The 12,559-nt window shown below is 61.2% G+C and carries 13 protein-coding genes; 7 read left to right on the forward strand and 6 right to left on the reverse strand.

From position 1 onward, the window contains the following. Positions 1–21 precede the first annotated feature (21 nt). The 3 genes from C5J26_RS07790 to C5J26_RS07800 all read right to left on the reverse strand — a co-directional run bounded on the left by C5J26_RS07790 (position 22) and on the right by C5J26_RS07800 (position 3,518). Complete coding sequence (locus tag C5J26_RS07790; protein ID WP_371681903.1) at positions 22–1,143, reverse strand: amino acid ABC transporter permease; 1,122 nt, start codon at positions 1,141–1,143, stop codon at positions 22–24. A gap of 40 nt (positions 1,144–1,183) precedes the next feature. After that, a complete protein-coding gene (locus C5J26_RS07795; RefSeq protein WP_105401234.1) occupies positions 1,184–2,377 on the reverse strand; it encodes an amino acid ABC transporter permease in 1,194 nt (397 codons plus the stop codon). Between the two features lie 115 nt (positions 2,378–2,492). Continuing rightward, positions 2,493–3,518: an amino acid ABC transporter substrate-binding protein gene (locus C5J26_RS07800; RefSeq protein ID WP_105401235.1), complete on the reverse strand. Its 1,026-nt coding sequence runs from the start codon at positions 3,516–3,518 to the stop codon at positions 2,493–2,495. A 365-nt stretch (positions 3,519–3,883) separates the two neighbouring features. On the opposite strand from C5J26_RS07800, the gene C5J26_RS07805 reads away from it, so the two are divergent. After that, entirely contained in the window at positions 3,884–5,074 is a 1,191-nt protein-coding gene (locus C5J26_RS07805; RefSeq protein ID WP_105401236.1) for a cystathionine beta-lyase, read from the forward strand. On the opposite strand, the gene C5J26_RS07810 is transcribed toward C5J26_RS07805, so the two are convergent. Continuing rightward, on the reverse strand, positions 5,075–6,238 hold the full coding sequence (locus C5J26_RS07810) for an FAD-dependent monooxygenase (RefSeq protein WP_105401237.1): 1,164 nt from the start codon (positions 6,236–6,238) through the stop codon (positions 5,075–5,077). It lies immediately after the preceding gene. A gap of 12 nt (positions 6,239–6,250) precedes the next feature. After that, positions 6,251–6,496, reverse strand: coding sequence for a zinc-finger domain-containing protein (locus tag C5J26_RS07815; RefSeq protein WP_007758304.1), 246 nt, complete (start codon positions 6,494–6,496; stop codon positions 6,251–6,253). A 172-nt stretch (positions 6,497–6,668) separates the two neighbouring features. Between C5J26_RS07815 and C5J26_RS07820 the strand changes: the two genes are divergently transcribed. From C5J26_RS07820 to C5J26_RS07830, 3 genes are all read left to right on the forward strand, one after another. Further along, entirely contained in the window at positions 6,669–7,457 is a 789-nt protein-coding gene (locus C5J26_RS07820) for an alpha/beta fold hydrolase (RefSeq protein WP_105401238.1), read from the forward strand. A gap of 116 nt (positions 7,458–7,573) precedes the next feature. Beyond that, positions 7,574–8,395: a serine O-acetyltransferase gene (gene cysE, locus C5J26_RS07825; RefSeq protein ID WP_046637726.1), complete on the forward strand. Its 822-nt coding sequence runs from the start codon at positions 7,574–7,576 to the stop codon at positions 8,393–8,395. Positions 8,396–8,557: 162 nt separating this feature from the next. Then, positions 8,558–8,761 carry a DUF3126 family protein gene (locus C5J26_RS07830; RefSeq protein ID WP_037088580.1) on the forward strand — a complete coding sequence of 68 codons (204 nt, stop codon included), beginning with the start codon at positions 8,558–8,560 and terminating at the stop codon, positions 8,759–8,761. A 9-nt stretch (positions 8,762–8,770) separates the two neighbouring features. Here the strand turns inward: C5J26_RS07830 and C5J26_RS32580 are convergent, their stop codons facing one another. Further along, a complete protein-coding gene (locus C5J26_RS32580; RefSeq protein ID WP_172745778.1) occupies positions 8,771–9,022 on the reverse strand; it encodes a hypothetical protein in 252 nt (83 codons plus the stop codon). 11 nt (positions 9,023–9,033) lie between these two features. Between C5J26_RS32580 and C5J26_RS07835 the strand changes: the two genes are divergently transcribed. The 3 genes from C5J26_RS07835 to clpA all read left to right on the forward strand — a co-directional run bounded on the left by C5J26_RS07835 (position 9,034) and on the right by clpA (position 12,536). Next, positions 9,034–9,384, forward strand: coding sequence for a phasin family protein (locus tag C5J26_RS07835; protein ID WP_105401239.1), 351 nt, complete (start codon positions 9,034–9,036; stop codon positions 9,382–9,384). Positions 9,385–9,640: 256 nt separating this feature from the next. Next, positions 9,641–9,994 carry an ATP-dependent Clp protease adapter ClpS gene (gene clpS / locus C5J26_RS07840; protein WP_007758328.1) on the forward strand — a complete coding sequence of 118 codons (354 nt, stop codon included), beginning with the start codon at positions 9,641–9,643 and terminating at the stop codon, positions 9,992–9,994. 10 nt (positions 9,995–10,004) lie between these two features. Continuing rightward, positions 10,005–12,536: an ATP-dependent Clp protease ATP-binding subunit ClpA gene (gene clpA / locus C5J26_RS07845; protein WP_105401241.1), complete on the forward strand. Its 2,532-nt coding sequence runs from the start codon at positions 10,005–10,007 to the stop codon at positions 12,534–12,536. The last annotated feature ends 23 nt before the right edge of the window (positions 12,537–12,559 follow it).

Consider the following 12,559-nt stretch of genomic DNA (forward strand, 5'->3'; position numbering starts at 1 on the left):
CTAGGCACAGCTTCAGGTCGGCTATCGCTTCAGGTTGGTGTCGAGGTGCCGTTCCATGAAGGCGGAGTAGCGCGACATGCCGAAGCAGAACAGCCAGAAGATGAAGCCTGCGAAGATGAGGCCCGTGATCGGAGTGACGGGGCTGATCCAGGTCGTGTCGGTGAAGTTCAGCTGTACGATCCCGAGAAGGTCGAACATGCCGATGATCGACACCAGCGACGTGTCCTTGAAAAGACCGATGAAGGTGTTGACGATGCCCGGGATGACCAGTTTCAGCGCCTGCGGCATGATGATCAGCCGGATCTTCTGCCAGTAGCTGAGGCCGAGCGAATCTGCGCCTTCGAACTGTCCTTTCGGAATGGCCTGCAGGCCGCCGCGAACGACTTCTGCCATATAAGCGGAGGCGAAGATCGCCACGCCTACCAGCGCGCGTAGGAAGTTGTCGATCGTCCAGCCGGTCGGCAGGAAGAGCGGCAGCATCACGTTCGCCATGAACAGCACCGTGATCAGCGGCACGCCGCGGATGACCTCGATGAAGGTGACGCAGATGACCCGGATCACCGGCATCGTCGAGCGTCGTCCGAGCGCCAGCAGAATGCCGACGGGGAGGGAGACGGCGATGCCGACGAAGGAGAGGATCAGCGTCACCATCAGGCCGCCCCAGAGCGGGGTTTCGACCTTCTGGAGCCCGAACACGCCGCCATGCAGCAGGAAGAATGAGACGATCGGCAGGCCGACGAAGAGCAGCAGCGCGTTCAGGCCCTTGCGAGGCAGCTTCGGCATCAGGACCGGCACGAGAAGGGCGATGAACAGGATCGCCACCAGCATCGGCCGCCAGCGCTCGTCGATCGGATAACGCCCGAACATGAATTGCTGGAAGCGGTCGCCGACAAACGCCCAACAGGCGCCGCTCCAGCCGTTCGGCTTGATGCCGCCCTGCACGGCGGTGGTGCAGAACGAGCGGTCGGTCCCGAACCACGCCGCCTGGACGAACAGCCAGTTGATCATGCCCGGCAGGATCCAGACCAGGAGGGCAACCGCAAGAATCGTCAGCGCGGCGTCTTTCGGTGTGGCCAGAAGGTTGATGCGGATCCAGCCCGAGGCGCTCCTGGTGCTGAGCGGAGCGGGCGCGGGGGCGATCATCTCCGGGCGGACATAGGCAAGGTTTTTCGTGTTCATGATCTTACCTCTCCACCAGGGCCATTTTGGCGTTGAACCAGTTCATGAACAGCGAGGTCGTGATACTGATGCTGAGATAAACGACGAGCCAGATCGACACCACTTCGATTGCCTGTCCGGTCTGGTTCATCGTCGTGCCGCCGGTGGCGACCAATTCCGGAAACCCGACGGCAATGCCGAGCGACGAGTTTTTCGTGAGGTTGAGATATTGGCTGGTGAGCGGCGGGATGATGACGCGCATCGCCTGCGGCACGACGACGAGGCGGGTCGTGGTGGCGGGCTGCAATCCGAGTGCTGCCGCCGCTTCGCTTTGCCCCTTGGCGACGGCCCGGATGCCGGCGCGGATCGTCTCGGCGATGAACGAGGCCGTATAGAAGGACAAAGCCAGATAGAGGGCCACGAATTCCGGCGCGATCACGGATCCGCCCGACAGGTTGAAGCGGCCGGCGATCGGAAAATCGAACGTCAGCGGAGCGCCGACGGCAAGGAAGGTGAGGACCGGTAGGCCGACGATCAGCCCGATGGCCGTCCAGATCGTGTGGAACTGCTGGCCGGTCCGCATCTGCCGTTGTTTTGCCCAGCGCGCCACGATGAACGTCGCAACGATGGCAACCAGCAACGCAAGGGGGATTACCCATGCGGTATCGCCCCAGACGGGTCTCGGGAAGGCGAGGCCGCGGTTGTTGAGCACCATGCCGAGCGGCAGTTTGAGCGAGTCCCGAACCTGCGGCAGTGACGAAAGCACGCCCTTGTACCAGAAGAAGATGATCAGCAGCACCGGAATGTTGCGGAAGACTTCCACATAGACGGTGCAGAGCTTCGCGATCAGCCAGTTCTTCGAAAGACGGCCGATACCGATGATGAAGCCGATGGCCGTGGCGGTGATGATGCCGAAGAACGCCACCAGGATCGTATTGAGGAAGCCGACGAGGATGGCGCGCCCGTAGGTCGAATCGCTTGAATAGTCGATCAGCGAGGCGCCGATGTCGAAACCGGCGCGGCCTTTCAGGAACTGGTACCCGGAAGCTGTACCTGAACGCGCAAGGTTGGCGACGGTGTTGTCGAAAATCGACCAGCCGATGCCGACGACGATAACGAGCGTGAGGACCTGGAAAAAAATACCCCGGATCTTGGGGTCGTAAACGTAGGATCTGAGAGTTCGCGCTTCGGAAGGCGCAATTGCAGCGTGATCTGTCATGCTGGCCTTTTCCCCTGTGACCTCATTTTTGAGGTCTTTTTCTTTTTATGCGTTTTTCTTTTATGCCGGGGGATAAGGCGGCAGCGGCCGCCTTATCCGGTCTTGGTCTGGCCGATTAACGAACCGGCGGAGCGTATTGCAGGCCGCCCTTGGTCCAGAGCGCGTTCAGGCCACGCTGGATCTTGAGGGGGGTGTTCTGGCCGATGTTGCGCTCGAACACTTCGCCGTAATTGCCGACGGCCTTGATGATGTTGTAGGCCCAGTCGTTGGTCAGGCCGAGGTCGGTACCGATCTTGGTATCCTTCTCGATGCCGAGGAAGCGGCGGACGTCCGGGTTGGTGGAGGACTTGCGGATGTCGTCGACATTGGCCTTGGTGATGCCGAATTCTTCAGCCTGCACCAGTGCGTAATGCGTCCAGGAAACGATGTCGAACCACTGGTCGTCGCCTTGGCGAACGGCCGGGCCGAGCGGCTCCTTGGAGATGATTTCCGGCAGAATGATATGCTCATCCGGGTTCGAAAGCGACAGGCGCAGCGAATAGAGGCCGGACTGGTCGGTCGTGTAAACGTCGCAACGGCCTTCCTGGTAGGCCTGGTTCACTTCCGGCAGCTTTTCGTAGACGACCGGCTTGTATTCAAGCTTGTTGGCCTTGAAGTAGTCGGCGAGGTTGAGCTCGGTGGTGGTGCCGGACTGAACGCAGACGGCAGCGCCGGAAAGCTCCAGAGCCGACTTCACGTTGAGGCTCTTCGGTACCATGAAGCCCTGACCGTCGTAATAGTTCACGGTACGGAAGTTGAAGCCGAGAGCGGTATCGCGGTTGATCGTCCAGGTCGTGTTGCGGAAGAGGACATCGCCTTCGCCCGACTGCAGTGCCGTGAAGCGGGTCTGCGAGGTGGTCGGGGTGTATTTGGTCTTCGTTGCGTCATTAAAAAGGGCAGCAGCAAGGGCTTTGCAGTAGTCAACGTCGAAGCCGGACCAGTTGCCCGATGCGTCCGGTGCGGCAAAGCCGGCGAGACCGGTGTTGACGACGCACTGAACGAAACCCTTGGACTTGACGGTATCAAGCGTGGCGGCCGATGCCGCCGATGCGAAGCCAAGGACCGCTGCGCCAATCGCGGCTGACAGAAGCGTCTTTTTCATTTTCCCAACCTTTATCTGTGGTTTTCTGTGACTTGATGGAACCGGGCCGCTCCCCTGTCTTATCGAATACGGCCGGCCGCCCGCGAACCCTCCCGGTGCAGGCGCCGCTATCTCATTCGCAAAACAACGCAGGGTCAAGTGTCGCCTTTTCGAATTGCGTCTGAAATGAGGTAAATTCGTTAACCCGGCTCAGAAAACGCTCATTTACTTAAAGTTTGGGCAGCGCGTGATCAAAAGAGGTGCGTTTTCCGTGATGTGGCAGGCGACCTGATGTCTCTGCTTCAGGCTCCTTTCGCGGGGTTGACCGGGCCTTGCTCCGGCGGCAAAACTTTGCGCCTCAATTGCCAACGAAAGCTCTCCCCGACATGAAAAAGACGAACGAGTCCCTGTTCACCGGCGCTGGCCCCAACACGCGTCTCGCCCATATGGGCAACGACCCGTCCGACTACCACGGTTTCGTCAATCCGCCAGTCGTTCACGCTTCGACCGTGTTGTTTCCCGACGCGGCAACGATGGAGAAGCGGGCCCAGAAATACACATACGGAACCCGCAGCACGCCGACGACCGATGCGCTCTGCGCGGCACTCGACGAATTGGAAGGCTCGGCCGGGACCATCCTCGTTCCCTCGGGACTGGCGGCGATTTCGGTGCCGTTTCTCGCCTATCTCTCGGCCGGCGACCATGCGCTGATCGTCGATTCCGTCTACGCGCCATGCCGTCATTTCTGCAACACGATGCTGACGCGCCTCGGCGTCGCGGTCGAGTATTACGATCCGGAAATCGGCGCCGGTATCGAAGCTCTGATTAAGCCGAACACCAGATTGATCCATACCGAGGCGCCGGGTTCCAACACTATGGAAATGCAGGATATCCGAGCGATCGCTGAGGTGGCCCACCGGCACGATTGCGTCGTCACGATGGACAATACCTGGGCGACGCCGCTTTATTTCCGGCCGCTCGATTTCGGCGCCGACGTGTCGATCCATGCGACGACGAAATATCCGTCCGGCCACTCGGACATCATCATGGGTTCGGTATCGGCCAATGCCAAGCATTGGCCGAAGCTCGAGGACGCCCGCATTGCGCTCGGCATCTGCGGCTCACCGGATGATTCCTACCAAATCCTGCGCGGCCTGCGTACCATGGGCGTGCGTCTCGAACATCATCAGAAGAGCGCGCTCGATATCGCCACATGGCTGGAGGGCCGCGACGACGTCGCACGCGTCCTGCACCCGGCGCTGCCGAGCTTCCCCGGCCACGCGATCTGGAAGCGCGATTTCAAGGGCGCCAGCGGCGTCTTCTCCTTCGTGCTGAAGGCGCAGGGCGAGAAGGCGAAAGCCAAGGCGCATGCTTTCCTGGATGCGCTCTCCTTCTTCGGCCTCGGTTACTCCTGGGGCGGTTACGAGAGCCTCGCGGTGCCGGTCAACCTGTCGGACCGCACCATCCGCAAGGCGCCGCCGGAAGGCCCGGTCATTCGCCTGCAGATCGGCCTCGAAGACGTGGTCGACCTCAAGAAGGACCTGGCAATCGGCTTCGCGGCCGCGGCCGAGATCTGATCACCGCGCCTTGAAGCCGTAAAGCCAGTCGAAATCCGCCGCAAGCGATTGCGGCGGACGCAGCGACAGGACGATATCGCGGCCGAGCCGGATCGGGCCGCGGGCGTGATAGGCGAAGCGGTTGAACAGGCCGCGGGCGCGCACCTTGGCGATCCGCCCCATGCGTTCGCTTTCGAAATCCGTCAGCGCCTGCGCAAGGGGCAGGGGACCGGTTACCCGGTTTGCCAGCACGAACGCGTCCTCAATCGCCATCGATGCGCCCTGGGCCGCAAACGGCATCATCGCATGCGCCGCATCGCCGATCAGCACCATGTCGCGACCGTTGTGCCAGCGCCCGGCACTCACCTCGTAAAGCGGCCAGAAGGTCGGCTGTTCGGCCCTTTCGATCAGTTGAACGATGCGCCGGTCCCAGCGATGGAACTGGCCGAGCAGCATGCGCCGCTGCGCGTCGCCGGCTTGCGCATCCCACGTCTTGCCGGGGCTGATGCCGGAGGCGATTGCGACGATATTGAACCCGTCGATCTCCTTGAGCGGGTAGGCAACCGCATGGGTCGAGGGTCCGAGAAAGGCGGTGACTTGGCCCGCGTCCAGCCAGTCGGGTCTGGCGCTGCCGGGAATCGTGAAGCGCCAGGCGACATTGCGCGAAAAATCGGGCTCCGGACTGTCCGGTATGCCGGCGCGCAGATTGGACCAGACGCCGTCGGCGCCGACGATCAGGGGATAGGTTTTGCCGGTGATCTCGGCCAGCGTCCCGTGCGGATCCTTGCGGACAGGAGTATCCAGGTGGATGCCACAGAGCGGGTTCTGTTCGACCGCGGCAAGCAATGTCTGTTGAAGCGTGGCGCGATGCAGGACCCCATAGGGCGCACCCCAGCGCTCGCGGGCAAAACGCCCGGCCGGCACATGCGCAAGCGGTCTGAGCGACGTTCCCGAAACCAGCGCAATCCGCTCCGGCTCGGTCCAGACGGCTTCGAGCGCGGGCAGGACGCCGAGTCCGGAGAGTACGTGCGAAGCGTTCGGCGATATCTGCAGGCCGGCGCCGACCTCGATCAGGGCGGCCGCCTCCTCGAAAATGTCGCAGGCTATGCCGTGGCGGGCGAAGGCGAGTGCGGCCGTCAGTCCGGCCATGCCGGCACCGATGATCGCTACTCTTTCGATGGACATATCAGATGCCGATCAGGCGGCCTTGACGTGGAAGACGCAGCCTGGCGGGTCGGTCTGTTCGGCCTTCAGCGACGGATTGTAGCGGTAGAGGGTCGAGCAGTAGGAGCAGACCTTCTCGTTGTCGTCGCCCATGTCGATGAAAATGTGCGGATGGTCGAAGGGAACCGAAGCGCCAGTGCACATGAATTCCTTGACGCCGATCTGGATCAAGCGATGCCCGCCGTCGTTCTGGAAGTGGGGAATGCTGTGCCCGGCCATGATGGTCTCCGATACTTGAATGCGGCGTGTCTGATTTGCGCCGGACATTAGCCGCCCGCTTGGCGATTGTGTAGTGGGAAAACCGCCGCAGGCGCGTCGATTTCGTGTCGGGCACGGGTTCAAACGCCGCGGTTCATCCCTTATGTTCCCGGCGTCAATGAGGACTGCCCCAATGAATCTCAACGCGCCTGCCTTCTCCACGTTTTCCCACGAGGGTCTCGATCTTGCCTATTTCGACGAAGGCGATCCGTCGGGCGATCCGGTGCTGCTCATCCATGGGTTTGCCTCGAGCGCGCTGGTCAACTGGGTGCATCCGGGCTGGCTGAAGACGCTGGGCGACGCGGGTTACAGGGTGATTGCCATGGACAATCGCGGGCATGGGGCAAGCGACAAGCCGCTCGATCCGGAAGCCTATCGGCCATGGGTGATGGCCGAGGATTCGATGGCGCTCCTCGATCACTTGAGGATCCCGGAAGCGCATGTCTTCGGTTATTCGATGGGCGCACGCATCTCGGTCTTTTCCGCACTCGCCCATCCGCATCGGGTACGTTCCCTGGTTCTGGGAGGCCTTGGAATCGGCATGACCGACGGGGTAGGGGATTGGGACCCGATCGCAGACGCCGTGCTCGCCCCCTCGCTCGAGGACGTCAGCCATGCCCGCGGCCGCATGTTCCGCGCCTTTGCCGACCAGACGAAGAGCGACAGGGAGGCTCTGGCCGCCTGTATCCGTGGTTCGCGGGATCTGGTGACCCGCGCGGACATGGGGCGGATCGACGCGCCGACCCTGATCGGGGTCGGAACCACGGACGACATCGCCGGTTCCGCGCAGGAGCTGGCCGCCTTGATGCCGCACGCGATTGCCCTCGATATTCCCGGCCGCGACCACATGCTCGCGGTTGGCGACCGGGTGTTCAAGAAGGCGGTTGTCGACTTCTACGCGGAACTCTCCGCAAGGCCGTAGGTTTCTTCATTCTAACGATCAACGGAATGCGATTTTGCGCCCATTGGTCTCGGCGTAAACTTATTCTATATACTGGCCTTGGAAAGCTCTGCCATACGGCAAACGAGGAGACGGCGATGGCCGCAAGAACTGAAATCCGCCAGGAGCAGGTCGCAACGATGGATCCCATCTGGGATACGTTGCGCCAGGAGGCGCGCGCGGCAACCGAGCAGGACCCGCTGCTCGCTGCATTTCTGTATTCTGCCGTGCTCAACCATCGCTCGCTCGAGGAATGCGTCGTGCACCGCATCTGCGAGCGCCTCGCCCATGCGGATATTCCGGATGTCCTTTTGCGCCAGACCTTCATGGAAATGCTGGCCGACTGGCCGGAATGGGGCGCGATCATGCGCGTCGACATTCAGGCCGTCTACGACCGCGATCCTGCCTGCCTGCGTTTCATGGAGCCGGTCCTCTATTTCAAGGGGTTCCACGCAATCCAGGCGCACCGGCTGGCGCATTGGCTGTTCAACCGCGGCCGCCGCGATTTTGCGCTCTATCTGCAGAGCCGCTCCTCGTCCGTCTTCCAGACGGACATCAACCCGGCAGCCCGCATCGGCAAGGGCATCTTCCTCGACCACGCCACCGGCCTCGTGGTCGGCGAGACGGCCGTCATCGGCGACAATGTCTCGATCCTGCATGGGGTGACGCTCGGCGGCACCGGCAAGGAAGGCGCCGATCGCCATCCGAAGATCGCCAACGGCGTCCTCATCGGTGCCGGCGCCAAGATCCTCGGCAATATCGAGGTCGGGTCGTGCTCGCGCGTCGCCGCGGGCTCGGTGGTCCTGAAGGCCGTACCGCCGAAGTCCACCGTCGCCGGCGTGCCGGCAAAGGTGGTCGGGAGCGCCGGGTGTTCGGAACCGTCGCGCCTGATGGACCAGCTTCTCGGAGCCGACGACTGATTCGTCTGCGTTTGCCCGCCGCTTGCCGATGTTTGGGGTTCGCTGAACATCGGCGCCATGGAACATCGCAAAAGAGCGACAAAGGCTACTTCTGGCGGCTTTACTTTCGCCTTTGTCCCATGCCAAAAGCGCCGCAACCGAGAACCGCTGACGGAGAGAAACGTGAAACCGGACGAAATCAAAAAGCTCGACGCCTATTTCAAGCGCGTGATCAATCCGCAGGCGATCGTCAAGGCGCGTCCGCGCAAGGACGACTCGGCCGAAGTCTACCTCGGCGACGAGTTTCTTGGCGTCGTCTATATCGATGACGAGGATGGCGACCGCTCTTACAATTTTTCCATGGCGATCCTGGAGGTCGATCTCTGATCGTTCCGGTCACGCGACTTCAAGGCGGGCTGACAGGCCCGCTTTTTGATTCGTGCGGAGCGACCGCCGGGAAAGAAATGGCTGCGACGTTTTTGCACGGCTGGCTGCGATCCGCTGATATATCTTCGCAAAATCAGAAGCCTGAATCCATCTATGCATTTGCATGAATCCTGTTGCAACCAAAAGTAATTTTGCGGCGCACAAATCAGCCTTGACTTTTATCGGCACGCCGCTTTCTATCAGCGCATCCGAATAGAACAAAGGGACCGGCGATGTTCAATTTCGATGAGGCCAGCAAGAAGAGCAAGGAAGCGATGGACGGAATGCTGAAGAGCTATTCCGAGATCGCCAAGGGTTATCAGGCGATCGCCACCGAAGCGACCGACTATTCCAAGAAGTCCTTCCAGGACATGACGGGTTTCGTGGAGGCGCTCGCTTCCACCCGCAGCGTCGAAGCGGCGTTCGAACTCCAGACCAATTATGTGAAGTCGGCTTACGAGAGCTTCATTGCCGAGTCGACCAAGATTACCGACATGTATGCCGATCTCGCCAAGACGGCCTACAAGCCCTACGAAGCGCCGGTCGCCAAGTCGACCGCCGTGGTGACCGCAAACGCCGCGTAGCGCGCATAGCGGCCCCTCCAAGCGACGCCTTCACGATAGAAGGCCGGCGGCGTTCAGCGCTGCCGGCCTTTTTGATTCATGCCAATGCGGAAATACCCGACTTTCGGCATGTTCCATCATCTCTTTAGCGTAATAGTGATTGCGTGGCCGCAAAGGGGGCTTAAAATCCGCGTTCAATGAACTAAGTTAGGAAGACTAAAGTCCGGCCGTTCGGCCATTCGGACGAACCCGCCGGATGACTGGGGAATGAATGAAGATGATCGCACTGCCGATCTTGATGCAAGCTGAAAAGGGTGGCGACGGAGACAACGCAAATCGCGGTACCTCGGTCATCACGCGCACGAAGCCGAAAACAAAGAAGCCCAACCTCTACCGCGTACTGCTGCTGAATGACGATTATACGCCGATGGAGTTCGTCATCCACATTCTGGAGCGTTTCTTTCAGAAGGACAGGGAGGCGGCGACGCGTATCATGCTCCACGTGCACAATCACGGCGTGGGGGAATGCGGAATATTTACATATGAAGTAGCGGAAACCAAAGTGTCCCAGGTCATGGACTTCGCCCGGCAACACCAGCATCCGCTGCAATGTGTCATGGAAAAGAAGTGAGGAACCCGACGTGCCAACATTTTCGCCTAGTCTAGAAAAGGCGCTGCATCAGGCACTGACCTTTGCCAATGAGCGGCATCACGAATATGCCACGCTCGAGCACCTGCTTTTGGCGTTGATCGACGATGCCGACGCAGCCGCGGTCATGGGCGCTTGTAACGTCAATTTGGAAACGCTGCGCAAGACCGTCACCGACTATGTCGATAATGAACTTGCCAACCTGATCACCGGTTATGACGAGGATTCCAAGCCGACCTCCGGCTTCCAGCGCGTCATCCAGCGCGCCGTCATCCACGTCCAGTCCTCGGGCCGCGAGGAAGTGACCGGCGCCAACGTTCTCGTCGCGATCTTCGCGGAACGGGAAAGCCATGCGGCCTTTTTCCTGCAGGAGCAGGAAATGACCCGCTACGACGCGGTCAACTACATTTCTCACGGCATCGGCAAGCGCGCGGGCACCTCCCAGACCCGCACGCCGCGCGGCGCCGAGGACAGCGAGCCGGAAGCCAAGCCCTCCGCCCGCGACCAGGAGGAAGGTTCCGCCAAGAAACCGCAGGATGCCCTCAAGGCCTATTGCGTCAACCTGAACGAAAAGGCCCGCGATGGCCGGATCGACCCGCTGATCGGCCGCCATGCCGAAGTCAACCGCACGATCCAGATCCTGTGCCGCCGTTCCAAGAACAACCCGCTCTACGTGGGTGATCCGGGCGTCGGCAAGACGGCGATCGCCGAAGGCCTCGCCAAGCGGATCATCGAAGGCAAGGTGCCGGAGGCGCTCGCCGACGCCACCATCTTCTCGCTCGACATGGGCACGCTCTTGGCTGGCACCCGTTATCGCGGCGATTTCGAGGAACGCCTGAAGCAGGTCGTCAAGGAACTCGAAGAGTATCCGGGTGCGGTTCTGTTCATCGATGAAATCCACACCGTCATCGGCGCCGGGGCCACCTCCGGCGGCGCGATGGATGCCTCGAACCTGTTGAAGCCGGCTCTGTCTTCGGGCTCGATCCGCTGCATCGGTTCGACCACCTATAAGGAATACCGCCAGTTCTTCGAAAAGGACCGGGCTCTGGTTCGCCGCTTCCAGAAGATCGACGTCAACGAGCCGTCGATCGAGGATGCGATCGAGATCATGAAGGGCCTGAAGCCTTATTTCGAGGACTATCACAAGCTGCGTTACACCAACGAGGCGATCAAGTCGGCCGTCGAACTGTCGGCCCGCTACATCTCCGACCGCAAGCTTCCGGACAAGGCGATCGACGTGATCGACGAGACCGGTGCGGCCCAGATGCTGCTGCCGGCCTCCAAGCGCCGCAAGCTGATCACCGAGAAGGAGATCGAAGCGACGATCGCCACCATGGCGCGGATTCCGGCAAAGACCGTCTCCAAGGATGACGAGATGGTTCTCGCCAACCTGGAAAAGGAACTGCGTTCGGTCGTCTACGGCCAGGATGCGGCGATCGAGGCCCTGTCGACGGCGATCAAGCTCGCCCGTGCCGGCCTGCGCGAGCCGAACAAGCCGATCGGTTCCTACGTCTTCTCCGGCCCGACAGGCGTCGGCAAGACGGAAGTCGCCAAGCAGCTTGCCGCCTCGCTCGGCGTCGAGATGCTGCGCTTCGACATGTCGGAATATATGGAACGCCACACGGTCTCGCGGCTGCTCGGCGCACCTCCCGGTTATGTCGGCTTTGACCAGGGCGGTCTACTGACCGACGGCGTCGATCAGCATCCGCACTCGGTGGTCCTGCTCGACGAAATCGAGAAGGCGCATCCGGATATCTACAATATCCTGCTGCAGGTCATGGACCACGGTTCGCTGACCGACCACAACGGCAAGAAGATCGACTTCCGCAACGTCATCCTGATCATGACGACCAATGCGGGCGCGTCGGAAATGGCCAAGGCCGCCATCGGCTTCGGTTCGTCCAAGCGCACCGGCGAGGACGAAGAGGCGATCAACCGCCTGTTCACGCCGGAATTCCGCAACCGTCTCGATGCGATCATCCCGTTCGCACCGCTGCCGACCGAGGTCATCCATCAGGTCGTGCAGAAGTTCGTCATGCAGCTCGAGACGCAGCTTTCGGAACGCAACGTCACCTTCGACCTGCATCAGGATGCGATCGCCTGGCTGGCGGAAAAGGGTTACGACGAGAAGATGGGTGCCCGCCCGCTCTCGCGCGTCATCCAGGAATACATCAAGAAACCGCTCGCCAACGAGATTCTGTTCGGCAAGCTGCGCAAGGGCGGCGTGGTTCGTGTTACCGTCGGCAAGGGCGAGGATGGCAAGGACAAGCTCATCCTCGACTCGATTTCCGAAGCAACGCCCGTGAAGCCGAAGCCGGAGGCCGAGGTGAAAGAGGCCGCCGAGGAAGCCGAGGCCAAGGTCACCAAGCCCAAGGCGCCGAAGAAGTCGGCGTCGAAGGACAAGGACGGCGGCTCGGCCCGGGCTCGCGCCATGGTCGACGCGGATGTGATCGCTTCTGAAGATGCGCCGAAGACGCCGCCGCGCAAGAGCACCACGGTGCCGCGCGTGCCGAAGAGCAAATAACAGTTTCGCATGAAACTCCTGCG

It is taken from the genome of Neorhizobium sp. T7_12, from assembly GCF_002968535.1.
GTDB classification, from domain to species: domain Bacteria; phylum Pseudomonadota; class Alphaproteobacteria; order Rhizobiales; family Rhizobiaceae; genus Neorhizobium; species Neorhizobium tomejilense.